Origin of the sequence: Psychrobacter sp. AOP7-B1-24 (assembly GCF_052376215.1) — a bacterium.
Classification (GTDB): domain Bacteria; phylum Pseudomonadota; class Gammaproteobacteria; order Pseudomonadales; family Moraxellaceae; genus Psychrobacter.
Map to the genome: position 1 here is coordinate 1 of NZ_JBQSVL010000016.1, position 26377 is coordinate 26377.

Consider the following 26377-nt stretch of genomic DNA (forward strand, 5'->3'; position numbering starts at 1 on the left):
GACAGTCTATCCTTGTAGATAAATCCTGTTTGGTCATCATCGGTGATTACAATACAAAAGTTTCTACTGTTAGCATAGTCAATGCAGTTGGCACTCAATACTGTATCGTTTGGTAGCTGTTCAATGATAGCTGACTGTAGGTTTTCTGCCTCTCTGAGATTTACATAGCCGTCTTTATCATCGACCCGTGCATAGCCGTAATCAGCATTGGCATAAACCACTTGGCTAATAGATAAAACGAGTAACGTTAAAAATGAAATAGCAGATAAGTGCATGGTTTACTCTTTTGTTAATAAGATATTTGTGAAATGCGACGCTAATATCCATCACTTTTAATCACTTTTTACCCGCTCACCTTGAGTATTGACATAGAAAGTCTCACTGTCTTGACTGACATGTGTCATACCTTAATCAAAACTATAGGCGTCATCGTATTGTAGAGGAACAATTATTTTACCAGTACGATCAACCAATCCCCATTTGTCTTTAGAACCCCATTCATCAACTTTTAATACTTTGGCGGTGCCTTCATAAAAGTCTATTTTTGCATCGTATATTATTGGTACGATTGTACGACCTTTTTTATCGATGACACCCCATTTATTATTTATGCTAACTGAAGCTAGTCCGTTTTCAAAAAACCAGATTTCATCATAGATTAGAGGAATGACAACTCTTCCAGTTTTATCGATATATCCGAATTTATTGTTCTCTCCAACTTCTGCTAGACCATCAAAAAAAGTTTGAGCATAATAATACTTTAAAGGAATAACAACGTTGCCCGCAGTATCAACATAACCTAGCTTGTTATCTTTTTGAACTCTTATTAAACCTTGTGAAGCTATACCCATATAGTCGAAATGTAGAGGTACGACAACTTTGCCCGTTTTATCCATAAAGCCAAATTTTTTATTTTTTTCTACTTGAGCTAGACCATCATTGAATTCGCTAGCACTGTCCCATTCTATAGGAATAACAATTTTGCCAGCTTTATCAATAAAACCATACTTGTCGTCAAGTTTTACTAGGGCAAAACCTTCTGCGAAATTCCATACTCTATCGTACTCTAGCGGTATAACAATTTGTCCTAATGGGTTAATAAATCCAGCTTTACCGTTTTTTTCTACCCAAGCTAAACTATCATTAAAGTGCCCTACTTCACTAAACTGTAAGGGAATGACAATTTCGTTATTCTTATTGGCATAGCCTGCTTTGTTATCGAGCTCAACGCGTGCCAGCCCTTCACTAAAGCAGTCGACATAGTCATAAGTATCTACTAATAATACCTCACAAATATTGCCCTCCCAGTCATAATCTGCTCCTAACGGAATATTACGGTCGTTAGCAGCCCCAAGAGATAGTAAACCTGTATATAGAGCCATACCAATTTTAGTACTAATTGTAAAGTCAATCATAAAAAACTACCTTGTTATATAAAGTATTAAGCATTAATCTAAAACGCCAATAGCATTTAATCGTTAATTACTCTACCTTGCTTATCAATGTAGAAGCTTTGCTCATCTTTAATAACCCACGCCTTTGCTTCATTGAAATAACTAACTCTATCGTACTGTATGGGGATAATTATTTTCCCTTTTGTATTTATAAACCCCCATTTTTCATTTTTGGCAACCGCAGCTAAACCTTCATAAAAACCATCAGCATCATCATATTCAAATGGAACAACAGTGTTATTAGACGTATCTATAAACCCCCATTTGTCTTTGTTTCGTACGTTAGCCAGACCATTCTTGAAATACCATGCTTCGTCATACTGCAAATCGATTACTAAATCACCAGTCTTATCTACGAACCCCCATTTGTACTCATATTTCACAGGAGCTAAGTTTTCAGAAAAAGGTAAAGTTTCATGAAACTTTATAGCAACGACAACTTTCCCTGTTTTATCAATGAATCCTTCTTTCCTGTTCTTTTGCACGCTTGCTAGGCCATCTGAAAAGTCACTAGCACTATCATACAGCCGTGGTATCACTATCTTGCCAGTCTTATCAATATAACCAGATCTACCATTCTTTGAAACTTGTGCCAATCCTTCTGAAAAGTCGCTGATATCATCGTATTGCGGTGAAACAACCTCATTACCTTCTTTATCTACGAAGCCCCATTGCTCATTTTTTTCTACGCGAGCTAAACCTTCAACCAAGCATTCAACGCTCTCATAATCAACACCTTGAGGTTTTGGACAAAAAGCATCCGCCCATACGTTTTGCGACAGCATTGCCATGATAGATACTGTTATGACTAAAATAAGCTTGCGTAAGGTCATTCTCATAGTAGGGCATCCAATATTGATGAGGCGCTATGTAGTAAGTACGGGAAAACTATAGGGATGGCTATTTCAGGAACAGTGCATTGCTAAACTAGAGCTTCAAAGATAACTATTATCATAATCAATCTCCTCACAAGTGGTGATCAAATCGGCATCGATGTATCTATAGGCGTAAGCAAGTTTTTTACTTCTAGTTTTATCCTGCCAAGCGTTAAGATGCTCTCCTTCCATTGATGAGCAAGTAGTTAGGTAGTCTTGCTGTCCATTCCTATCAAAATCTAGGCCAATGATTTGACCGTCCTTAATAATCTCGTTAGCATCAGTAGCGTCGAAGGCTTGACCACTGGTAGAAAAATTTGAAACGTCAGGCAAGTAAGCAATATAGCGCGACTCAGTCAGACTTGCTTCAGCGTTACATTTTTCCAGTAACTGACGATCTTGTAATACGGGCAAAGTCAAAAACTTCGATTTATAGTCAACATCATCTATATCAAACCCTACCAGCGTAACCTCTTTAATAGCTTTGTCATAGTTGATGCAAATAAGGTTAGGATAATTGTCATCATCGTTCAAGCTATGATAAGTCCCTCCTATAATGACGTCATTATTTTGCTTAACCTCATTTTGGTTAATATTATTTAATGTGGCAACTTCTTTTACGATGCTTTTTTGCACATCGTTGTTTTGTATGTGCTGAGTTTGTTTGGAGAATAAAGTGTGTTGTTCAGGCATGTCTGAACTACAAGCAGTTATTATTAGTGTTAGAAATGTTAATATGCTCAATCTTATTTTCATAGCTGTCTTCTTAGCTTTTTCAACAGACCCTAATCATTTGATTTCAATGAAATAGAGGATTCAGGAAACGATCTAGCCTCATGAAAAGGGGGAAGATGAACTGTCTTACCAGTTCGGTCAATAAAGTCGTATTCACCGTTTAGCTTTACGCGTATTAAGTTCTCAGATATTTGAGTGACACTATCATAGATTATAGGAATTATAACTTTGCCTTTTTTGTTTATGAATCCAGCTTTATCGTTTCGTCTCACTGAAGCTATCTTATACCAAAAATGCGATACTAGATTATACTGTGGTGTCACTATCAGCGTGCCATCTATATCAACAAATCCGTATTTATCATCTTTTTTAACTATTACAGGCTCTTTAGTCGGCAAGCTTAGAGATGTGTTTTCTGTTTTATACCAAAGCTCGTCATATAGAGTAGGCACTATTGTCTTACCATTTAAGTCAATTAGGCCTACCTTGTCGCTCTGCCATACTCTAGCAAAACCATGATCAAAAGAATCAGCACGATCATAATTTGATGGAATAACGGTTGTACCCAGTTTATTGATATAGCCTACATTATCACCCAAAGAGACTGGGGCGAGTCCTTCTGAAAATGAGTAAGCCCAATCATATTTAAAAGGAACTACCTCTGTTTCATTCTTATCGATAAACCCCCATTTTCCATCTTTTTCAACAGCTGCAAATTCATCTGAAAAGTCTCTAGCAGAACTATAATGAATAGGAATAGCTATTTTTCCCGTCTCATCGATAAAACCATACTTAAAATCCTTTCTAATACGAGCCATACCTTCAGAAAAACTTTCGATATCATCGTATTCTATCGGGATAATTACCTTACCTAACTGATCAAGAGCTCCCCACTTACCATTTTGTTTGACGACTCCTAGACCATACTTGAAATACCGCGCGCTTTGATACTCTGTAGGTACTATCTCTTGACCTAAAGTATTGACGTAGCCACGTCGATAGTCAAATATGCTGAATTTTCGTACAACTACTGCTAACCCTTCTGAAAAATCACCAACTTCTTCATAGGTTGGCGCTACAATGATCTTACCAGTCTTATCAATAAACCCTGAGCCTTGATCAGTGCTAATTCGAGCATAACCTTCGTAAAAATCCCCAGCACGTAAATACTGCGGTTTGATAACTTCTAAACCTTCAGCATTAATATAGCCGTACATAAAATCTTGTTTGACGCGTGCTAGACCGTCATGTAAACAACTTATATCATCATAACTATTACTTAGTGGTTTAATACAGTCTTTTGCCAATACATTTTGCGACAGCATAGACACGCTAGACGCTGCTATAACTAGAGTGAGCTTGCGGAAGATCATTCTCATAGTAGGACATCCAATATTAACTAGGTGATATAAAGCAAGCGTTTGAAAAATAAGCGACAATAATTGTAATGGTTTTAAAAATTAAAGCAAACTTTTGTCTAAATATATTATACTAGAAAATAAATACGAGGACTTTATAGAGATGATTAAGACAATGTTACGTACTTTGATACTATTTAGCCCCATATTTATGTATAGCAACAGCTATGCTCAGAGTTTTGAGACAAACAGCGTTGAGTCTGTTCACAATTCGGAAAATAGCAAGGCCATGAATGACGCTGTTTTTAGTATTTTTAAGAACTATAGAGCCGGAGGGCAAGGTAGAAATATCTCAAAAGTCAACCAGACAAAAATCGCCAATTACGACTTTACTAATGCCATCATAGGTTCCATCAATCGTGACAATATCGGCATTATCGGTGATAACTACCAGCGTTTAATCATGAAGATTAATCAGGTACAAGTAGACCCTAAAGATAACACCAAATATCACGTATCAGGTCGCTCTCAAGTGAAGCAAAACATCACTGAGTTTGAAGGAGTTATGAATTTAGAAAGCGTTTATCTTTATAACCGTTTTGACTACGGTGTCGATGAAGAGTATCGAGATAAGGGGTTAAAAGAGCAGGGCTTTGCCGTTTTCGATTATCAATTAAACGAAGACCGCAAGCAAAAATACAGTGGCATATTCACAGGTAAGTTATATGCTAAATGGTACCTTACTGATGATGGTGTCATGCATTATGACTTTATCAATTATTATACTGATAGCTACTTTAATAACTTGTATTACGGTACATGGCGTGAATATGGTAGTGCCCAGTCGAAAGTCGCCACTTGGGCAGACTATAAGCTGCCACAAGAGGTTGCTCCTGATTTGAACATTGGCGCAGGCGCTTTTTCACCCAACCCTAAATATTTCAAATATGGTTGGGCAGATTATCGGTTTAACGCTTTCTAATACGCTAGCTTTCGACAGCGTATGTAATATCAGTATGTCGCTACAAACCCCAAACGCTGTTCAATTTGCTCTGCCAATTCAATTAAGACCGCACTCACTTCCTCGCGTTTACTTTCATACTCTCCCTGCAAAAAACTCACAGCCATACCAGCGATGGCAATGCCTGATGCGTTACGAATATAAGTCCCTAAGCAATACATTCCATCACGCAACTGCCCATCATCCAATGAGATGCGGCTACTATGAATCTTGGTCATTTCAGTGTCAAATGATTCAAAATCAGACACACAATTTTGGTTCAATGGCTCAGGGAAAATGTCCTCATACAATGACTTTATAGCACTCATCGACATGGTTGATAGCATGGCTTTGCCGGTTGCTGAAAAAACGGCTGGCACGCGTACGCCAGCACGGAAAGTAAAGCCAAGCGGTGCGGGCGACTCATGACACGCCAAAAATACCACCTCACCCAAATCTAATTTTGACAAGGTCACCGTATGTTGGAGTAGCACAGGATATTGCACGATAAGGTCTTTGAATAACTGTATAACCCCTTGCTGCTGTTCGTACTTACCTGCCCAATACATTAAATACGAGCCCAAATGAAAGCGGCTATCAATATCTTTATAGATGACATGTTTGTTTAGGAGGCTTTGCAAAATATTGTGGGTAGAGCTGCGAGGCAGTTCAAGTTGCTTGGCAATATGAGCAGCAGTCAGTGGTTGAGGGCTATCTGTAATTAAATCTAAAATTTGAAAGGTTTTGTCCAATGCTGGAACGGCAGTTGTGCTCATAAGGTGACCAATAAAGTGGAGTGGGTGAAGCATTGTCAGGATAATAGCAAAAATATCCATTAAAAGAATAATAAGGGTTGCAAAATATCTTGTATCATTCCTATAATGATGTCCCATATATAGAATTGTCGTTCAGTATATTGAACATAGCGTTATTTATCAACTATTATTCGTAATTATAAGAATCGTAGCTTTGTTTATCATAATAAATAAGCATGACTCTTACGAACAAGGAGTGTTACCGTGCCAAAAAACATACTAAAGCTATCTAATCCAAGTTTACTCAAACAGCAATGCTTAATCAAAAACGGTTGGCATGGTGCTAGCGACGCAGCGACTCTCGATGTAAACAATCCTTTTAATGATGATCTCATTGGTACAGTACCAAGTCTGACCACCGAAGATGTTAATGACGCTGTCGCTTACTCTCATGATGTACAAATTACTTGGGCAGCTAAAACCGCAAAAGAGCGTGCGCAGCTGCTGCAAAAATGGGCAGACCTCATTGATGCCAACAAAGAAGATCTCGCTATCATCATGACGGCTGAGCAAGGTAAGCCTTTGACAGAGTCACGCGGCGAAATTGGCTATGCCAACAGTTTCATTCGCTGGTTTGCAGAAGAAGGTAAGCGCGTTTATGGCGATGTTATTTCTGCCAACAGCACGGAGTTACGTCACGTCGTGCTCAAGCAGCCAGTCGGCGTTTGTGCCGCTATTACGCCTTGGAACTTTCCATCAGCGATGATTACTCGCAAAGCAGCCCCTGCCTTGGCAGCTGGCTGTACCATTATTATCAAACCGGCGACTGAAACACCGTTTTCTGCCTTGGCACTGGGTGTATTAGCAGAAGAGGCAGGTATTCCAGCAGGTGTTATCCAAGTAGTGACTGGAAAATCTTCAGTAATTGGTGAAATCTTAACGGGTGACGCTCGTATTCATAAACTGTCGTTTACTGGCTCTACAGAAGTGGGTCGTACCTTGATGGCTCAGTGTGCACCGACTATTAAGAAGCTGTCGTTAGAGCTAGGTGGTAATGCGCCATTTATCGTTTTTGATGATGCCGATCTCGAAAAAGCAGCGACAGGTCTTATTGCCTCTAAATACCGTAATGCTGGTCAAACTTGTGTTTGTGCCAATCGTGTTTACGTACAAGAAAGTATCAAACAAGAGTTCTTAGACGTGTTCGTCAAAAAAGTCGCGGCGCTAAACGTTGGTAACGGTATGGATGAAGGTGTCGATATCGGTCCTTTAATCAACAAGAAAGCCCTAGATAAAGTGCAAGCACTACTCAAAGATGCGTTAGATAAAGGTGCGACGCTTATTACTGGTGGTAGCACGAATGGTGCCTCAGAGCTGGCATACAATCCGACCGTTATTACGGATATCAGTAGTGATATGGATATCGCTTCTGAGGAAATTTTTGGCCCTATCGCCACTATCTTTACCTTTAAAGATGAAGCAGAAGTCATTCGTAAAGCCAATGATACTATTTATGGTTTGGCGGCTTACTTTTACAGTAGTGATTATGCTCGTTCATGGCGTGTGACCGAAGGCTTAGAGTACGGCATCATCGGCCATAACACTGGCTTGATTTCTACTGAGGTCGCACCATTTGGTGGTGTGAAGCAGTCGGGCTTTGGTCGCGAAGGTTCAAAATACGGTATAGAAGATTACGTAGTGACCAAGTATTGGTGTTCTGACGTTAGCTAATGTAGCTATTTCACTATAGTCATTCCACCATAATAGTCACTCCACCATAAAAATATTACAGCGTCTCGTTTGAAGTATTGGATATACATCTACACTCGGTTGCCTTGTACTACTTTTAAATGGAATCAACTATATAGCGATAGTTGAAAGGTAATACCCGTTTTAATAGTAGCCATTGTGATGGCGCTAATGATACTAGTGCCAATCACAATGACATCGATAGTAATGAATTTTATATAACCAACGCCACATTAAAAAAGGACATTCTGATGACCACGAACACCCGAACCACTAACGAAGCATTACTTGCCCGCCGTAAAGCTGTTTTACCGACAGGCCTTGGCATCGCGTTTCCTGTCTTTGCCGAAAGAGCAAAAAACTCAGAGATTTGGGACGTTGAAGGCAATCGTTACATTGATTTTATTGGCGGTATCTCAGTATTGAATACTGGTCATAGCCATCCAAAAATTACCCAACGAGTGCATGAGCAGGTCGACAAATTTACGCATACTGCGGCGCAAATCATTAGCTATGAAAGCTATGTTGATCTTGCAGAAAAACTGTGTGAAAAAGCACCTATCAGCGGCCCAACCAAAGCATTGTTTTTGACCACTGGTGCTGAAGCGGTAGAGAATACCATCAAAATCGCTCGTGCCAAAACCGGTCGCCCTGGTGTGATTTCTTTTGTTGGTGGCTGGCATGGTCGTACGCTCATGTGCATGAGTTTGACAGGTAAAGTATTACCGTACAAAAAGAACTTTGGCCCAATGCCTGGTCCAGTATTCCACGCATTGTTCCCTGCGGAAGAGTTAAATGTCACAGAATCCCAAGCGCTACATAGCATTGACATGATTTTTCAGGCTGACATTGACCCAAGTGAAGTAGCGGCAATTATTGTTGAGCCAATACAGGGTGAGGGTGGTTTCCATCAAGTCACGCCATCATTTGCTAAAGCATTACGTGAGATTTGTGATGAGCATGGCATTGTATTGATTTTTGATGAAGTCCAGTGTGGCTTTGCCAGAACGGGTACTTTGTTTGCAGGCGAGCAGTTAGGTGTTGAGCCAGACTTGATGACTACGGCTAAGAGCTTGGCTGGTGGCTATCCTGTATCAGCAGTTATTGGTCGTGCCGATATTATGGATGCACCGCAAGTAGGTGGTTTGGGTGGTACGTATGCTGGTAGCCCGATTGCGTTGGCGGCAGCATTGGCTGTCATAGAAGTGATTGAAGAAGAAAACTTGCTTGAGCGTAGTGTCGTGATTGGCGATACCATTGCCGAATTTTTGAAAGGCCTAAATCTAAGCAGCATTGGCAACATTCGCTATAAAGGCGCCATGCTAGCATTTGATTTAGTTGATAGCGAAGGCAAGCCAGATGCTGCTGCCACAGCCAACCTTAAACAAAAATCTTTTGAGCAAGGCTTGTTATTAGCGTCTTGTGGTATGTATGGCAATGCCATTCGTGTGATGGTGCCATTGACGGTCGAAGATGAAATTCTACAAGAAGGCCTTGATATCATTGGCGGCATATTAACTGCTTAATTTGAACAGCAATGTCTTAAAGGCAGTGATTTAAAAGCAATGGCAAGGCTGCCCTTAGAGTGTCCACTCTGAGTTTTTAATCAGTAACAGCGCCTTGCACGACAAGACGCTGTTATTTTTTTGCCTATTGTTTTTTATATCCTATTTTTCACCTACTGTTTTTACGGTTATTTATATCATTATTAAGGAGTGGTGCTAGCACAGTAATTCAATAAAGCGATTTAAATCAATTTATAGGTACGTCCTATAAATTGGTAAGTACGGAAAAATAACGATGGGCTATGCCCGAAAAAACAAGCCAGCTGAATCATAGCAGGTTAATACGGCACACATTTAGACAAGGAGTAAGTTATGTCTGGACTAAAAAAATCGCTAGGTATGTTTGATATTATTGCCTTAGCATTTGGGGCCATGGTAGGTTGGGGATGGGTAGTATTGGCAGGTGGCTGGATTTTGTCAGCTGGTACATGGGGCGCGATGTTAGCGTTTTTATTGGGCGGCTTGGCAGTGATACTGATTGGTATTACCTATGCTGAACTGGCTTCATCGATGCCTATCACTGGTGGTGAGCATACTTATACGCATCGTGCACTGGGGATCACGGTTTCTTTTATTTGCTCATGGAGTATTTTATTCGGCTATTTCTCAGTCGTGGCATTTGAGGCAGTGGCTCTACCGACGGTGGTAGAATACTTTATTCCCAATTATAACCAAGGGTATCTCTGGACCATTGCAGGTTGGGATGTCTATGCCACTTGGGTCGGTGTCGGGATGCTGGGCTCAGTCATTGTGACTTGGCTTAATATTCGCGGTATGGAAGTGAGTGCATGGTTCCAAAAAACAGCGGTTGTAGGGATCTTATTTGTCGGTATATTACTATTCATTGGTGCGATGTTATATAACCCTTCGACCTCTGCTGCGATACAAGCGCCAGCGTTTATTGGTGGTGCTGCTGGCGTAATGGCAGTGATTGTGATGGTGCCCTTTATGTTCGTCGGCTTTGATGTGATTCCACAGGCGGCTGAAGAGATTGATTTAACGCGCCCTAATATTGGTAAGTTTTTGATTGTTTCAATTACCATTGCTGTGCTTTGGTATATCGCAGTGGCGTGGAGTGTCGGAACCACATTGCCACTGATACAAGCAGAAAGCTCTACCTTATCAACTGCTGATGCAATGACCAATGCGTGGCAGGGTAAGTGGGCTGGTATTCTTTTAGTTATTGGCGGTGTCTTGGGTATTTTATCAAGTTGGAATGCGTTCTTGATCGGTGGTAGTCGTTTAATATTTGCTATGTCAAAAGCACATATGCTGCCTGCGTTCTTGGGTAAATTACACCCTAAATACAACACGCCTGTTAATGCTATTTTGTTGATTGGTGGTTTAGCGACACTCGCACCATTATTTGGTCGAAAAATGCTGGTTTGGATTGTTGATGCAGGTGGTTTTGGTATCGTGATTGCTTATACGTGCGTTGCTATCTCGTTCTTAGTGCTGCGCTACCGTGAGCCTGATATGGTACGCCCGTTCAAAATACCTGCCGGTAAATTAGTAGGCATGGTCACGATTGCACTTAGTTTTGGTCTGTTAGTACTATACATGCCAGGTATGCCATCCGCATTGACTGCCATTGAGTGGTGGATTTTCTTAGGCTGGACGATATTAGGTGTGGCGCTATATGGCTATGCAACCATTAAGTACCCTGGAAAGAGTGAAGCCATTATGGCAGAAGAGCTGCGCGAATTAAAAATCGTGAATCAGCTATGGTTGAAAGACAACCCACCAAAAAACTAAGTCTATTTAAAATACACATTAAAAAAGCCTAACGTTTAACGTTAGGCTTTTTTAGTTTAACTAAGAGTTTACATGTCTTAAGACTTATTACGAATCAGCTTATAGTTTAGAAATTCAGTAATACCTAGCGTACCTAGCTCGCGACCGAAGCCTGAGCGTTTAACACCACCGAATGGTGTATTGGCTTCACTTCCAGATGGGGCATTGATAGTGACCATGCCCACTTCTAGTTTCTCAGCGATTTCTGCGGCCAGTTCTGGACTTTGCGTTTGGATGGAAGCACCAAGACCAAATGGTACATCGTTAGCGATTTGGATGGCATGGTCGACATCACGAGCTTTATAGATGACGGCAACAGGGCCGAATAGCTCTTCGCGGTACACAGCCATTGATTCAGTCACATCTGTTAGTACGGCTGGCGCAAACCAAGCACCTGGCTTATCTGTTACCATGCCGCCTTCTACGAGCACGGTGGCACCTGCTTGAATGGCGCTATCCAGCTGTTTTTGTAGACCGTCGGCTGCTGCTTTTGAAGACATTGGTCCCATAAACGTTTGCTCATCTAATGGGTCTGCCAATGTCATGGCACGTACGTTATCAGTGAATGCTTGCACGAATTGATCATAAACGTCATCGACGATAATTAGGCGCTTAGCTGCATTGCAGGCTTGACCGACATTACCAAAACGACCTGAGATTGCTCGTTGTACAGCTTTTTCGATATCTGCATCAGCAGTCACGATAAAGGCATCTGAACCACCTAATTCTAACACGACCTTTTTTAGTGCGCCGCCAGCTTCTTTTGCGACTGCTTGGCCTGCACGCTCAGAACCCGTCAATGAAACACCTTGTACGCGAGTATCATTGATAATGGTCGCTGATTGCTCGTTGGTCGCAAAGATATTGTTATACACCCCATCCGGCAGGCCTGCGTCTTTCATGATATCGACGATAATTTCAGCTGTCTGAGGGCATTGGGGGGCGTGCTTTAGAATAATGGTGTTGCCTGCCATAGCGTTTGGCGCGACGAAACGTGCTACTTGATAGTGTGGATAGTTCCAAGGCATGATGCCTAATAGTGCGCCTACAGGGCGTTTTTCTACAGATGCTGACCCTGAGTCAACGTCGATGGTATTAGGGGCTAATAGTTGCTCAGCGTTGTCTGCGTAGTAGCGGTAGATGTCAGCGACCAGACCAATCTCACCTTTTGCTTGAGCGACTGGTTTGCCCATCTCATTGGCGACGATACGTGCTAGCGCTTCTTGACGGTCAAGATAGATATCAGCGACTTTATGAAGTAGTGCACTGCGTTCATTTAGTGGAACATGACGCCAGCTTTGATAAGCTGTGTCCGCTTGTTCAATCACTTGTTGGATATCTTGTTCGGTTGCCGTAGGGTAGGTGGCTTCGAGTTCGCCTGTGGCTGGGTTGTTTACTTGATAATCGCTCATAATAAAGTCCTTTTGTTTTCGTTTTATTTTTGGTTATGTGTAAAAGCTTATATTTAGAGGTTTATATTTAACAGCTTGTATTTACAAGCCATGTATAAAATACATATATTCGTTACTGTGGGTTAGTGGCTGGCTGCTGCTGAGTAATACAGTGAATATTACCGCCACCAAATACTATCTCTTTCGTTCGTACTCCCACTACCTGATGCTGAGGAAAGATCTTTTCAAGCTGCTCAATTGCTAAACGGTCATTAATATCATCATATTGCGGTACGATGACACCGTTGTTACAAATGAGAAAGTTAGCATAAGAAGCGATACAAATATCGTCCGTATTACGAGACTTTGCATCTTCAGACTGAGTAATATCAGCATTGTCAGGCAAGGTGACAGGATGTTTGGTACAGCACAGTTTATGCACTTTTAACTTCCGACCTTTGGCATCGGTCATCTCTGACAACTGCTTATATGCCTTTTGAGTAGCTTCATAGAATGGATGCTCAGTATCATCTGTAAATAGACACACCACTTCGCCAGGTCTTGAAAAACACGCAATATCATCAATGTGCCCAGTGGTTTCATCTGGGTCAATACCGTCATCAATCCACAGGACTTTTTCGACATTTAGATGCGATTTCAGCATGTCTTCGATTTGTGCTGCATTCAAGTGTGGATTACGTCCAGGACTGAGCAAGCACATGCGTGTGGTTAATACGGTACCTTCGCCATCGACATGAAAGGCGCCGCCTTCTAGTACGAAACCGTCGGTACGATAGCGCTCAATATTTAAATGGTCGCACAGTCTCTCAGCGAGCTTGTCATCGTCATCCCAAGGCGTATACAAACCATCATAATCACCGCCCCATGCATTGAACGTCCAGTCACAAGCGCGCAGAACGCCCGCATCATTGATTAAAAATGTCGGAACGGTATCACGCGCCCACGCATCATTGCTTGGCATGGTTATCACATCAATATTATCAGGCAGTTGCGCACGGCAAGCATCAAAATCATCAGCATTGACCAAAACGCCAACCTCACTGAACTGTCTGATGGCAGTAGCAACGTCTGCATAGGCTGCTTGTGCGGGGACGGCTTTCTGTCGCCAATTGTCTTCTCGATACGGCCATACCATCCAGACTTTTTGTATAGGTGCAAACTCTGCTGGCATGTAAAAGCCATCTTGCTTTGGTGTTGAACCTGTCAGTAACGTGGACATAAAGTCACCTTATCGCATTCAAGCGGTTATAGAAGTATAGGAAGAGGAAGTGGGTTTAACCGTGCGTTAGTAATGTGCCATACATTGATGGGCGACGATCACGGAATACACCCCATTGACGACGTTGTTCTGCCAGTGCATCCAGATCAAACGTGGCCATAATAAATTCGCTTTTATCGGTTGAGGCTTCTTGTATAATCTCGCCGCGCCCATCAGTGATAAACGAGCTGCCATAAAACTGCATGGTGCTGTCCGTGCCATTTTGGCTGATGGTTTCTTCACCAATACGGTTGGAGGCGATAACTGGCATGAGGTTAGCCGCAGAGTGCCCTTGCATACAGCGCTGCCAGTGGCCAGTCGAGTTGATATTGAGGGTTGGCTCGTCACCAATGGCGGTAGGGTATAGCAGTATTTCTGCGCCCATTAGTGCCATGCTACGTGCGCATTCAGGGAACCATTGGTCCCAGCAAATACCAACGCCGATTTTGCCATACTTAGTGTTCCAAACTTTAAAGCCAGTATCACCAGGCGTAAAGTAGAATTTCTCTGCGTAAGGAATGCCATCCGGGATATGGGTTTTACGGTAGGTGCCCAGTATTTCGCCATCAGCATCAATAATGGTCACGCTATTAAACAAGGTGTTGCCTGACTTTTCATAAAAGCTGATAGGCAGTACCACTTCAAGCGACTTTGCCAGTTCTTTAAAATGATTGATGGCCGTATTGTGCTCGACTTCGGTAGCCAAATTGAAGTATTCAAAATCATGTACTTGGCAGAAATAAGGGGTTTCGAATAACTCTTGTAGCAAGATGATATTGGCACCAGCTTTAGCAGCTTCAGTGACCAATGCGGTGGCTTTATCGATGTTTTCTTGTTTGTCCCAAGTGCAGGCGATTTGAGTGCTGGCGACAGTAACTGATCGCATGGTGTAGCTCCTTGATTATAATTTGTCTTTTGTATGAATAAAATAAAGCGTCATAAAAGTAGGGTTTAATCATAGTAACGGCTTAAATAATCTTATATTTAAGCCGTATTATTGCTAGTCGTCGTATCATAAATTATAGGACGTTTGAGTACAGGGTCTTTTTAAATACAAGTCCTTTAGGCCATCATAAAACCAAGTCCTAAGAAGGTAGCAACCGACAGCACAGCACCAAGCATCGCATAAGGGAACTGCGTGAATGCATGCTGCATGGGTGAACAACCAGCACCCTGTGCCGCTAGTAATGATGAATCACTAAAGAAGCAAGCATGACTACCAAATGAAGACGCTGATAACAAAGCACCGATGACCAGAGGCGTGCTAACACCTAGCGCAGCTGCTACTGGGAAAACAATCGGCATAGCAAGGACGTATAGACCCCAGCTTGATGACGTCGCAAAGGTTAAGAAGGCCATAACAGCGAAAATAACAGCAGGGAAGATAATAATGGTCATGTGCGGTGAGATAGCATCAATCACATACATGGTCATGCCAAGCTCGTCGTTAATGGCTTTCAAAAAGAACCCGCCAATAACGGTCGATAATGGATACAACATGACCTTAAAGCCTGTAAAAATTGATTCTACTTGGGTCTCAAAACTCAAAAGTCCTTGTGCCCAATAGAGCAAAACGGTCACAAAACAGGTCAGCAATGCCCCTCTCAATAAATCAATTTCAAAGTAAATGGTTGATACGATAAGTAAGACCATTGGAAACGCAAAGTTAAAGATATTGGCTTTGAATGATAACGTACGTTTGGCTTTGACATTTGAAACCAATTGTTCATCGATAAAGTCTTCTGGAACAGGATTGCCTTCTTTCGCGCGTTTCTCTGCACGTTTCATTGGGCCCCAGTCGCCTAAGATACCGTAAGCCACTAAGAACACGATAATAAGGGCAAACCAAGCATACGCCATGAACGGAATAGAGCTGATGTAAAGTGACATACCAGCGCCATCTGCTGCGACGCCATTCTCTTCTAATAGGCCTGAAAAGTAGACGGCCCAGGTAGAGATAGGAACGATTACACACATAGGAGCAGCGGTAGAATCGACAATATAAGCGAGCTTTTCGCGTGACACGCCATAAGTATCGGTGAGTTTTTTCACTGAGGTCGAAACGGCCAAACAGTTTAGATAGTCATCAATAAAGACCACAACGCCCAATGCAAAGGTTGCGAGTAACGACTGTCTACGTGATTTAATAATTCTTTTGAGCCATTCACTAAAACCATCTAAACAACCACTCACTTCGAGCAATTGGATAAGACCACCCATGAGACCACAAACGAGAACAATCCAAATGATGGTTTCGTTACCGAGTACGGCTGAGATATTATCTGCAAAAGGGGAGACTAAATCGAATGGGTTGAGCATGACAAGGCCAGCAACACAGCCTGCAATCATTGACTCAAAGGGACGTCTGGAGACGATAGCAATGATGAGTACCAGCATGGTCGGCAGTAGGGAGAGGACTCCCCAAGATTCTGATGCATCGCGGGTGGATGACAACCAGACAAAGGCAAGATAGATGGCTATTCCCACTACGACAGTGAGAAAAACTCGTTTGTTATGATACTGTCCTTCAACGGCATCATTGAGTTTCATGTTCATGGTGACGCTCCTAGTGTGACATTATGGCTTATATAGAGAAGATCCTGTTTTAGGGTAATGATCGATAGGAAGTACGAGTGGGCTTCCTGTCGAGTTAGTAATAACAATCTGTTGCATTAATGGCTTCAACGTCTTGCTTATCATTAAGCAGAAAATTGAAGCCATTACGTTACTTATAAGCCCGTCGTGTCTTTTAGCGCGTACCACCATGATCCCATCATAGAGTAAGGTACTCGTAGTGCGCGACCACCAGGGAAAGGAATCCATGGAATTTTTGCAAACGTGTCAAACTCTTTGGTATTGCCGTTGATTGCATCAGCCAATATCTGTCCAAACAGATGTGAGCCTGTCACGCCATGACCACTATAACCGTGTGCAAAAAACACGCGATCATGTAGCTTACCCATCTGCGGCACACGTGAAAAAGACAACGCAAAGTTACCGCTCCATGCATAGTCAATTTTGACATCACGCAGCTCTGGGAAAATCTTATTCATGTTAGGTCTGATTTTGGCAGTGATATCAGAGGGGTCTTGACCACCGTAGACCGTACCACCACCAAACAACATGCGTTTGTCTGCTGAGAGGCGATAGTAATCCAAAATATAGCGGACATCTTCGACACAGACGTCCGTTGGAAGGAGCTTATCTGCTAAGTCACCTAATGGTTCGGTGGCGATAATTTGAGTCGATACTGGCATGACACGGTCGGTCAGTTCTGGAATGACTTTATTTAGGTAGGCATTACCACATAGAATAGCTTGCTTACAAGTGACCGTACCAAACTCAGTGATGACTTTGACATGATCATCAGCATATTCAATATCAACGACCAAGGTGTTTTCATAAATAGTACCGCCACGTGATTCAATGGCAGCCGCTTCACCAAGCGCAAGATTTAGTGGATGAAAATGTCCACCGGAGTGATCAATGACTCCGCCTACATAAGCCTCTGATTTGATGTGCTCTTGCATGCCGTATTTGTCTAGCATTTCACGGTCATGCATGCCATGACTTTCCCATAGTGCATGCGTTTTTTGTAGGTCTTTTAACTGCCCGTTATTTAAGGCGGCAAAGATATTTTTTTCTTTCAAATCGCAGCTGATGTCATAGTCTTTGATCAGTCGGCGAATAATTTTGCCACCACGTGTCACAAGCTGACCGACAAAATCGGCGTTTTGTTGACCATAAGAGCTTTTGATTTTTTGTAAGCTTGCATTCAGACCATTGACAATCTGACCACCATTGCGGCCTGATGCACCCCAACCAATCTGTGCGCCTTCAAGTACGACCACCTCGTGATCTGTTTCCATGAGATGCAGCGCTGTAGATAGACCGCTATAGCCGCCACCGACCACGCAAATCTCAACCTGAATGTCATTTTCTAACTTTGGTCTATCTGGTTTAGGATTGCGGCTAGCAGCATAATAACTATCAGGATATTGTCCTTTCTCTGAATAGTGCGGAATATTGCGCGTATTGTTAGACGGCTTGCTATTTGACATATTAGACATCCTGTAAATAGGTGAGGTATTCAAGATTGGTGACTTGCTGAGCGAAACGTTTGGCTTCTTGTTTTTTCACAGCAATCAGTAGTTCAATCATTTCGCTTGGGAATAATGCATCAATGACGTCGCTGTTTTCAAACTGACGAATGGCCGAGAGCCAATCTAATGGTAAGGTTTTGAGCTCTGCTTCGTTATAAGTAATGCTATTGATTGGATCCGGTGCTTCCAGCTTGTTTTCGATACCATATAGCATGCCTGCCAGTACCGCACTACAGACCAAATAAGGGTTGGCATCAGCGCCTGACACACGGTGTTCGATACGGCGTGCTCTAGAGTCGCCACCAGGAATACGAACAGCCGCCGTGCGGTTTTCATAACCCCAAGACACATTGTTTGGTGCCAATGTACCAGGTGTGAAGCGGCGATAAGAGTTGACATGTGGTGCAAATAATAAAGTGCAATCTGACATGGTCTTCAATAGGCCTGCGACCGCATGCCGTAGCATATCCGAGCCTTCCTCTGAGCCATCATCGAAGACATTGTTGCCATTTTTATCTAATAAGCTGCAGTGTACGTGAAAGCCGTTACCTGATTGCAAACCAAATGGTTTTGCCATAAAAGTAGCCGTGAGCTTGCGACGAGCAGCGACCGCTTTGACCACTTGTTTGAATAATATCGCATCATCGGCAGCTTTTAACGGATCATCGACATGTAGTAAGTTGATCTCAAACTGACCACAGCCATTCTCAGCCAATGCGGCATCGACAGGAATATCAAGCTTTTTGCATTGATCATAGACTTCGTCTAAAAACTCATCGAACTGTAATAAATCATTGATACTTAAAATAGAGGTTTTGTTTAATCTCAGTCCGCTTTTTGGGCGAATAGGCGGCTTTGGCGTCTCGCCTTCTGTGTAGTCCACCAAATAAAACTCAAGCTCAGTGGCCATGACTGGTGTTAAGCCAAGCGCCTTAAATTTTTTGCTGATGAAGTCTAGAACATGTCTGGCATCACCATAGTAAGGTTCATTGTCTTCGGTATAAAGCCAAACCGGCAGCAGAGATGAGGGTGCACTGGTATTTAGAAGCGGAGCAGCAGCACGACCAGTAGGACGAGCAATGGCATCGATATCACCATTACACTGAGAGGATTCGATAACATCAGCACCCCAGATATCAACACCCAAAATGGATAAAGGCAAACGGATATCACCATTTTGTGCTTTTTCCATTTGATTGAATGGAATCCGTTTACCACGAAGTAATCCGTTTATATCACCGGCTGCAACATAGACATATTCAGTATTGTGTGCAGCAGTTAAAGTTTCACTGGTCGTTGTCATCTCTTCTATCCCTGTCAGTTTTTAAACGATTTTGGTTGGTATTTCTGATTTTAATAACAATATTAGATACTTAACGTGCTTTGGGATGCCATCTGCTAATTTGCTAAATGTATAATTTTTGTGTGTTGTCACAAAGATGTCTTTTAATATATGGATGAAATTTATAGTTGTCAATAATTATTTATAAGCATTTAAAAGTAATTTATATAACTCAAATAAACTAATTTATGAAAAAATGAAATTTATATTTTACATATGCTAAGTTATTGTGATAAATTTTAGTTGAATAATGACTTGCAGTATCTGAACGTCTAGGTTCGGAGATCACATCTAGGGAAAGAACATGTCTACTTTTAAACCAGTTATCGCCATCATCTCTTGCCACAAAATAGTGGACAGTCAGCCAGCACAAGCGGTGTATCAAAAATATATCGATGCCATACAGCATTACGGTGGCAATCCGATACTACTTCCCTATACTGCTGCTGATGATGCGAACTTTGGGGCGTTGATGTCGCTAGTGGATGGTATTTTATTAACGGGTAGCTATAGCAATGTTGCTCCAAAGCGTTATGGCGCGTCGCATATCGAAGAAAAACAAGATTTAAATCGTGACGAGCTAAGCTTTAAGCTATTGGATTATTCGGCCAAGTCTGGAACACCTTTATTAGCAGTGTGTCGCGGATTACAAGAGATGAATGTGCATTTTAATGGGACGCTTTATCCAGATTGGCGTGAAGTAGAAGGGTTTTATGAGCAGCACTTAGAAGACAATACACAACCGCTCGAAGTGCAATATCAACCAGTGCATGACGTTATTATTCAGTCTAACGGCAGACTTGCCGCATTTAATACGGAATGGCATGTCAACTCGTTACACAAGCAAGCTATTAATAAAGTAGGTGAGGGTTTATTCGTTGAGGCAGTAGCACGTGATGGATTAGTAGAGGCAATTAGCTTGATAAAACATCCGTTTATGATTGGTGTACAATGGCATCCTGAGCTAAATTATGCCAAAGATGGTTTTTCCAAATTTTTATTTACGGAATTTATTCACTATGCCAGTCAAAAAAAATCCTGATAATGACATCAATGCTAATGCCAATAGCAGTACCAATGTCAATAACGACATCAATATTGATATCAACGATGAAGTAGAGTGTTCTACTGAAGAGCAGGAAATGCTTGAGGATGTTGAAGAACTAGAAAAGCCTGAAGATAATATTGGTAAAAAAATCAATCAATTGCGTTTATCAAAAGGCTTCTCACAACGCAAGTTAGCAAGGCTGGCCGGATTAACCAACACTTCCATCAGTGCTATTGAACGTAATAAAGTTAGCCCAGCAGTCAACACACTCAAAGCTATCCTGCAAGTACTTGACTCTGACTTGAATACTTTTTTTAGTGATGAGTGGAAGGAGCGTAAAGATAGGGTCGTCGTGACGCCAAAAGAGCTTGTGGAGATTAGTGAGCCAAATAGCCGAGTCTCCATCAAGCAAGTGTTCAATGGTAGTCCGATCAAGAATTTAGGGTTTTTGATAGAGGTTTATCAGCCAAATAGCTCGACCGAAGATAGAATTTCTCATGAAGGTGAGGAGATTGGTACGGTTATTGAAGGTAAAATTATTATCCGTATTGATGACACCACGTATCTGTTAAACGAAGGTGACAGCTATGTGATTAAAACCTGTCATCCACATACCTTTATCAATCCTAGCAATTCCATTACTCGGATTATTAGCGCACACACCCCAGCGACTTATTGATTGAAATACAGGTATAAGGCATGCCACACCTGTCCTATACTGTTTTACAAATACCGTTCTAGAGGTGCATGCGCATACCATTGTTTTATGTAGAACAATATTAGCGTCAGTAATGTTGATTTGTGAATAATCAACACCGCAAGATTTTTATAATAGGCTTTCTAAGTATCTGCCTCTTTTGAGAGGTCGGATGTCTTAGAAAGCTTTTTTTGTGAAAGCTCTGTACTGGCTAGCGTATCATTATTTTCTGTTTCGGCTTTGTCTATTGTAATAGAAGCAGCTGGTTTTAAATGTTTTTTAATCTTTTTTACTGCAGCGGCATCTATTTCAGATTGCTCTTCGGCAAGTGCCGTGTCATATAAATCTTGATAGACGGCGAGGGTTTTGATAATCATCTCACGCATGGTAAATTTGTTTGTCATCTCAGGACGAGTGACGCTTTCTAGTTGGTTTCTAACCGCTTTACAGAGTGCGTTGGCGTTGTATTTTTTGACCAGTCCTTGCGGATAGAGTGGTTGTAAAATTTCGCTAAAGGCGGCTTGATCCCAACCAATAACTGGTGTACCTAAATGAATGGCTTGTAGTGCATTGATGCCAATAGATTCAGGCTCATTAGCCAGTGCCATCACGATATTAGCCGCTGAAAGCCACTCCCTCATATCGTTGCGCTTGCAACCTACATAGGTAATACGTTCAGCCAAACCTAGCGTATTGGTGCGTTGGCGAAAGTCTTCATGTGCCACGTCACCATCTTTGTAGTCATCGTCCATAATAATGACGTGGATGTTAGGAAATTGCTCTTGCAAATTACCCAATATATCAATCAGCCACTCTTGACCATACTGATTCCCAATGATGGTTGGGAATACCAGCCACTTTTTATGCTCAAGTTCAGGATACTCTGCAAAGGTGTGGCGTAGCCAATAAACAGAAGGATTGTGCCGATAGGGATAGCGGCGAGTATCGATGCCACGGTAGATACGCTTAATGACTTTTGGCGCGCAGTCTTCACGGCGTAGTCTGTTTTTTAGATAGTTAGTCACACTATCAGATACCGTAATAAGGGTGTCCACATTGAGTAATGCTTGTGAGTACTTATTAATAGGGTAAAAGCCATACATGGTCGATACCAGCTTTGGTAAGCGTTTTACACGTACACGGCGCAGTGCTAAGTGAAGTATCCATGCAGGCGTGCGTGAGTGTGCATGAATGATGTCAGGTTCGTACTTTTCAATCAGATGGCGCAGTGAAGCGACTTGTAATAATGACAGCCATGACTTTTTATTCATTTGTAGCTGATGATAATGGTTGCCATCGCGCTTGAGTCGTTTAACCAGATCGTTGTCTTCATCAGCGCTTGAGATGATGATCGAGGTATGACCATTTTTGACCAATGCTCGCCCAAGATGAAAAATACCGCGCTCGGATTCATCATGCTTTAAAGACGACAGTAAGCGCATAACTTTCATAATAGCATCGATCACAAGTTAGTAATATCAAGTGGCTATTGTCAGTTAAAAGCGCTAAAAACTCAACCACCAAGATAAAAAGATACGTTTTAACTGCTCATTTTTTAAAGAGAGATAAATCTAAATCGTCTATCACGTATTGCATGCTCAATACAGTTAGCGACGTTTTTGTAGATGCTCAGCGTTGGGCAGCACTTGTTTTTCGCACAAGTATTTCCAATAACGCTGCGGTAATGACTGTTTGTGCAAACGAGGGTTTTTCCGCTCTTTAATATTGACGTTGGTAAAGTAGCCTTGCCAAAATTTCTGATAGCGCTGCTCATCAGGACTATGAATGCTGGCAGGATTACGCAGTACTGCATCATCAAGATCAGTAATGGTTTGCAGTGTGGCAGGGCGTGACGCTGTGCTTTTACTTTTGTCATAATAAATGCCAAACCCGCGACTGATGTCATAAATCGCCCAATGTTGATCTTGATAGCGCTGACGAAAGTGTTCGCCAATCAATGGTAATACATTAAAATCAGGCTCGACACGCGCAAAATATATATCGTCAGTGGTATGCTCAAAACGCACAAATGCTTCCATGCGGTGCTTCTCGCGACCGACAGATTTTACCATTTGTACTAGCTCCAGTACGTCTAAATTACCCAAATCTTGCATGACAGAGCGGTTAGGGTAGTCAATGGCATATTTAGCGACTTGAAATAGAGTCGTGCCGATATGGTTTTTTTCGGATAAAAATCCCCACAGCATATTGCGCATCCCTGACTGTCCCAATAGCTTATTTAGCTTTACGAGGACACGCTCGGCTTTGTCTTCATCAGCTCCCACGCTGGTTGCTTGAGCAATTAATGACGGTACATAACAATCTTGCGCTATGAGCTGTAATGTTGAATCGTGCTGTAGTTTGTGTTCATAAGCATAAAAGATCGCACTTAGCCAACCCTCAAAACTTGGCTCATAAATGATGATACTGGGTGTTAATTGACCGACAGAGTAGGTTTGGTTTTGAATAAGTGTTGACATTATCTGTCCTCAGAAAACAGTTGACGTGTATAGTCAGTCCTAAATAAAAGAGATACAAACATAATCATGCGATGCTGGGTGCTGGTGTATTTTAAGAATAAATTTTACCAATAAAATCTATTTTTATACTTAAAATAATGCCAACTGTCCACTACGTTGATCTTTGTATTTAGTTTGTGTTTGTGCCAATACATATTGTCGGAAGTTATCGCGAGTTAAATGAGCTAGGTGTTCGTTCTTACCCGTGGTTGCGATGAAATATTTGGCCCGATTGACGGCCGCGCCCATTTTTTTAAGATGATATAACGTCAGCTGATTAAACTTGCGCGCTTTGACTATCTTTTTAGCGGTTTTGGTACCGATACCGGGTATACGCACAATCATTTCGTACGTTGCGGTTTGAATATTGACAGGGAAGTGCTCGCGATGACGAATCGCCCAAGCCAGTTTTGGATCACAGTCCAAATCTAAAAATGGCGAGTCTGGCTCGACAATTTCGTGCGCAGCAAATCCATAAAACCGCATTAACCAATCTGCCTGATAAAGGCGGTTTTCTCGTACCATCGGTACAGGTGTGCCAATCGCTGGCAGACGATTATCGGATAGCATCGGCACATAACCTGAGTAATAAACACGCTTGAGATCATATTGCTTATAGAAATGACTCGATAGCTGAATCACTTGCAAGTCGGTCTCATTACTGGCACCCACAATCATTTGGCTGGTCTGACCTGCTGGCGTAAATTTGGGCACTTTCTTATGAGTTTTACGGCTCTCACGGATGGTGACGATCTCTTCTTTTACCGTCTCCATGGGCGCTTTTAACTGCTCATGTGATTTTTCTGGCGCGAGCAACGCTAGGCCAGATTTGGTTGGAATTTCGATATTGACGCTCAAGCGATCCGCATAAAGTCCCGCCTCTAGCAGCAGCTCTTTTGACGCACCTGGGATGGTTTTTAGATGGATGTAACCGTTGAAGCGCTCACGAGTACGCAGTAATTTAGCGACCTCGACCAAGCGCTCCATCGTATAGTCGCCGTTTTTGAAGATGCCTGAGCTGAGAAATAGCCCCTCGATATAATTACGGCGATAAAACTGCATGGTTAAATCAACGACTTCCTCGACACTAAAGGCAGCGCGTGGTGTGTCGTTGCTCTTGCGTGAGGTACAATAAGCACAATCATAAATACAATGATTGGTCAGCAGTATCTTTAGCAAACTCACACAGCGACCATCTTCGGTATAGCTATGACAGATACCTGTCGCTGAAGCATCACCTAGACCGCCGCCTTGATTTTTGCGCGTACCAGCGGAAGAGGAGCAAGAGACATCGTACTTAGCAGCGTCTGCTAAGATGTTGAGTTTGCCCTGTAGTCGTTCATAATTAATGGTTGCCATAAGCGCGATTTACCAATGCATTAATGAACCACTATTTTAACAAAATTAGCGTTAAGTCATTGTAATTATAGCGAAAGTAGAAAAAACAAACGACAACGGTTGTCGTCATTAAAACCTGGACCTTTGGATATAACTTGAATTTATATAAAAATTTTTAGTGGTATTTCAAAAAGTATGCTGGCATCAGACGTAACCATAATTGACATAAAAAAACGCCAGATCGAATACTTTTCGCGTGGTTGTATCTCTTTTATTTGGGACTGACTATAGTTAATTCACGTAAGAAAAATGCTATTATTTATCCAAAATATAGACAGAAAATTAAAAAGAACCAAGTGCAAATGTATATTGGGTAATTCAAATGAGCTTAATACTTGTGGTGATCAACTAATTTAGGATAGCTGTAATTTTTATGCAGTGAATTAACTATATAAGTGGCATTGGGTCATTTAAATATTTTAATTCATATGATTAAAAGCTTATCATTAATCATATAAAATCATGAGAATTTAAAATGGATTCTAAATATACATATAATTTAGGCTTGTTTTTAGTAAATTATTTCATAGTATGCTATCTAAGCTATAGCTATTTAACAAGGCATATTTTTCATAAAAATCCATTATTTTTCACAATATTACTTGGTGTTGTTGGAATGTTGATGACTATTGCTATTGTGAAAGTAAAGATTATTATACCTATAAAGATATTTTTGATAAATACTTTTTCTTCTTATACTGCTTTTTTGGTTTTCTATGTGGTATATGATAATTGCGCAGGTGTAGAATGTGATAAAAGTTATATTGATCATATATCTATAATAATTCATCTTTTTACTATATTAAAATTTTATATTTCTATAATAGTAATTACTATATTATATTTCGCATATAAGATATATCTAAATAAGTCTTCAGTTAATTAAGGTTAATATAATTTAATTACATACAAGCAGATCCTAATAAACCATGGGATCATAATCCTAAAATTAAAGATTATCCGAATCTTAAATATCTAGCTGTTCAGAGAAACATTGAATCGGGTAGAATTCCCAAGTCGTTTTTTCATAAATATAAAGATTACAATTATTTTTGTGATGTTTGGTCAAACATTCATTATGGCTATGTAGGCAAGTATGCAGGGTTTACAGCAAATGAGCTGCTCACAGGTTCAAATATAGCTCAGTTTGTAAGCAATGTTGTAAGATTAGAAATAAGCGGTGATATCGATCACACAAGGAAAACCGTTATTACAGAAACATTGAAAATAGAGGGAGGTTTGACAGGTGGATTACTTGGAGGGGAATTAGGCGAGATGGCTGGTAATATTGTCTATGAGAATACTAGGAACTAAA

22 protein-coding genes are annotated in these 26377 nt (G+C 41.4%); 7 read left to right on the forward strand and 15 right to left on the reverse strand.

Translation table 11 applies throughout. The features are described from left to right. The 5 genes from ACT3QP_RS05355 to ACT3QP_RS05375 all read right to left on the reverse strand — a co-directional run. Nucleotides 1–275, reverse strand: a 275-nt coding sequence (locus tag ACT3QP_RS05355) for an SH3 domain-containing protein (RefSeq protein WP_444524729.1), incomplete at its 3' end; no start/stop codon positions are given. Nucleotides 276–407: 132 nt separating this feature from the next. After that, on the reverse strand, nucleotides 408–1415 hold the full coding sequence (locus ACT3QP_RS05360; RefSeq protein WP_444524730.1) for a WG repeat-containing protein: 1008 nt from the start codon (nucleotides 1413–1415) through the stop codon (nucleotides 408–410). A 56-nt stretch (nucleotides 1416–1471) separates the two neighbouring features. Then, nucleotides 1472–2293, reverse strand: a complete 822-nt coding sequence (locus tag ACT3QP_RS05365) for a WG repeat-containing protein (protein WP_444524731.1) — start codon at nucleotides 2291–2293, stop codon at nucleotides 1472–1474. A 96-nt stretch (nucleotides 2294–2389) separates the two neighbouring features. Continuing rightward, a complete protein-coding gene (locus tag ACT3QP_RS05370) occupies nucleotides 2390–3022 on the reverse strand; it encodes a hypothetical protein (protein WP_444524732.1) in 633 nt (210 codons plus the stop codon). A 92-nt stretch (nucleotides 3023–3114) separates the two neighbouring features. Continuing rightward, nucleotides 3115–4443, reverse strand: coding sequence for a WG repeat-containing protein (locus tag ACT3QP_RS05375; RefSeq protein WP_444524733.1), 1329 nt, complete (start codon nucleotides 4441–4443; stop codon nucleotides 3115–3117). A 142-nt stretch (nucleotides 4444–4585) separates the two neighbouring features. Between ACT3QP_RS05375 and ACT3QP_RS05380 the strand changes: the two genes are divergently transcribed. Then, nucleotides 4586–5404 (forward strand): hypothetical protein, encoded by an 819-nt coding sequence (locus ACT3QP_RS05380; RefSeq protein WP_444524734.1) that lies wholly within the window; start codon nucleotides 4586–4588, stop codon nucleotides 5402–5404. Nucleotides 5405–5433: 29 nt separating this feature from the next. On the opposite strand, the gene ACT3QP_RS05385 is transcribed toward ACT3QP_RS05380, so the two are convergent. Next, nucleotides 5434–6198 (reverse strand): IclR family transcriptional regulator, encoded by a 765-nt coding sequence (locus ACT3QP_RS05385; protein WP_444524735.1) that lies wholly within the window; start codon nucleotides 6196–6198, stop codon nucleotides 5434–5436. A 255-nt stretch (nucleotides 6199–6453) separates the two neighbouring features. Here ACT3QP_RS05385 and ACT3QP_RS05390 point away from each other — a divergent pair, with 255 nt between their 5' ends. From ACT3QP_RS05390 to ACT3QP_RS05400, 3 genes are all read left to right on the forward strand, one after another. Then, nucleotides 6454–7908 (forward strand): NAD-dependent succinate-semialdehyde dehydrogenase, encoded by a 1455-nt coding sequence (locus ACT3QP_RS05390; protein WP_444524770.1) that lies wholly within the window; start codon nucleotides 6454–6456, stop codon nucleotides 7906–7908. Nucleotides 7909–8177: 269 nt separating this feature from the next. Beyond that, nucleotides 8178–9452, forward strand: coding sequence for a 4-aminobutyrate--2-oxoglutarate transaminase (gene gabT / locus ACT3QP_RS05395; protein WP_444524736.1), 1275 nt, complete (start codon nucleotides 8178–8180; stop codon nucleotides 9450–9452). 351 nt (nucleotides 9453–9803) lie between these two features. Continuing rightward, nucleotides 9804–11246: an APC family permease gene (locus ACT3QP_RS05400; protein WP_444524737.1), complete on the forward strand. Its 1443-nt coding sequence runs from the start codon at nucleotides 9804–9806 to the stop codon at nucleotides 11244–11246. A gap of 77 nt (nucleotides 11247–11323) precedes the next feature. Here ACT3QP_RS05400 and ACT3QP_RS05405 read toward each other — a convergent pair whose 3' ends face one another. The 6 genes from ACT3QP_RS05405 to ACT3QP_RS05430 all read right to left on the reverse strand — a co-directional run bounded on the left by ACT3QP_RS05405 (nucleotide 11324) and on the right by ACT3QP_RS05430 (nucleotide 19361). Next, nucleotides 11324–12697: an NAD-dependent succinate-semialdehyde dehydrogenase gene (locus ACT3QP_RS05405; protein WP_444524738.1), complete on the reverse strand. Its 1374-nt coding sequence runs from the start codon at nucleotides 12695–12697 to the stop codon at nucleotides 11324–11326. Nucleotides 12698–12809: 112 nt separating this feature from the next. Continuing rightward, nucleotides 12810–13916 (reverse strand): agmatine deiminase, encoded by a 1107-nt coding sequence (gene aguA, locus ACT3QP_RS05410; RefSeq protein ID WP_444524739.1) that lies wholly within the window; start codon nucleotides 13914–13916, stop codon nucleotides 12810–12812. A 55-nt stretch (nucleotides 13917–13971) separates the two neighbouring features. Further along, nucleotides 13972–14841 (reverse strand): N-carbamoylputrescine amidase, encoded by an 870-nt coding sequence (gene aguB / locus ACT3QP_RS05415; RefSeq protein ID WP_444524740.1) that lies wholly within the window; start codon nucleotides 14839–14841, stop codon nucleotides 13972–13974. A 176-nt stretch (nucleotides 14842–15017) separates the two neighbouring features. After that, nucleotides 15018–16511, reverse strand: coding sequence for a Na+/H+ antiporter NhaC family protein (locus ACT3QP_RS05420; protein ID WP_444524741.1), 1494 nt, complete (start codon nucleotides 16509–16511; stop codon nucleotides 15018–15020). Between the two features lie 173 nt (nucleotides 16512–16684). Beyond that, the gene (locus ACT3QP_RS05425) at nucleotides 16685–18016 is read right to left on the reverse strand and encodes an NAD(P)/FAD-dependent oxidoreductase (protein WP_444524742.1); all 1332 of its coding nucleotides are present in this window, start codon (nucleotides 18014–18016) and stop codon (nucleotides 16685–16687) included. A gap of 1 nt (nucleotide 18017) precedes the next feature. Then, on the reverse strand, nucleotides 18018–19361 hold the full coding sequence (locus ACT3QP_RS05430) for a glutamine synthetase family protein (RefSeq protein WP_444524743.1): 1344 nt from the start codon (nucleotides 19359–19361) through the stop codon (nucleotides 18018–18020). A gap of 343 nt (nucleotides 19362–19704) precedes the next feature. Here ACT3QP_RS05430 and ACT3QP_RS05435 point away from each other — a divergent pair, with 343 nt between their 5' ends. Together ACT3QP_RS05435 and ACT3QP_RS05440 are read left to right on the forward strand one after the other, a co-directional pair. Beyond that, complete coding sequence (locus ACT3QP_RS05435; RefSeq protein WP_444524744.1) at nucleotides 19705–20442, forward strand: gamma-glutamyl-gamma-aminobutyrate hydrolase family protein; 738 nt, start codon at nucleotides 19705–19707, stop codon at nucleotides 20440–20442. Continuing rightward, on the forward strand, nucleotides 20420–21127 hold the full coding sequence (locus ACT3QP_RS05440; protein ID WP_444524745.1) for a cupin domain-containing protein: 708 nt from the start codon (nucleotides 20420–20422) through the stop codon (nucleotides 21125–21127). The genes ACT3QP_RS05435 and ACT3QP_RS05440 overlap by 23 nt, the downstream gene beginning before the upstream one ends. 161 nt (nucleotides 21128–21288) lie before the next feature. On the opposite strand, the gene ACT3QP_RS05445 is transcribed toward ACT3QP_RS05440, so the two are convergent. From ACT3QP_RS05445 to ACT3QP_RS05455, 3 genes are all read right to left on the reverse strand, one after another. Then, entirely contained in the window at nucleotides 21289–22596 is a 1308-nt protein-coding gene (locus tag ACT3QP_RS05445) for a glycosyltransferase (protein ID WP_444524746.1), read from the reverse strand. Nucleotides 22597–22752: 156 nt separating this feature from the next. Further along, nucleotides 22753–23625: a TIGR03915 family putative DNA repair protein gene (locus tag ACT3QP_RS05450; RefSeq protein WP_444524747.1), complete on the reverse strand. Its 873-nt coding sequence runs from the start codon at nucleotides 23623–23625 to the stop codon at nucleotides 22753–22755. A 129-nt stretch (nucleotides 23626–23754) separates the two neighbouring features. Continuing rightward, nucleotides 23755–25023 carry a putative DNA modification/repair radical SAM protein gene (locus ACT3QP_RS05455; protein WP_444524748.1) on the reverse strand — a complete coding sequence of 423 codons (1269 nt, stop codon included), beginning with the start codon at nucleotides 25021–25023 and terminating at the stop codon, nucleotides 23755–23757. 945 nt (nucleotides 25024–25968) lie between these two features. On the opposite strand from ACT3QP_RS05455, the gene ACT3QP_RS05460 reads away from it, so the two are divergent. Further along, nucleotides 25969–26376, forward strand: a complete 408-nt coding sequence (locus ACT3QP_RS05460) for a polymorphic toxin type 44 domain-containing protein (protein WP_444524771.1) — start codon at nucleotides 25969–25971, stop codon at nucleotides 26374–26376. Nucleotide 26377: the final 1 nt, after the last annotated feature.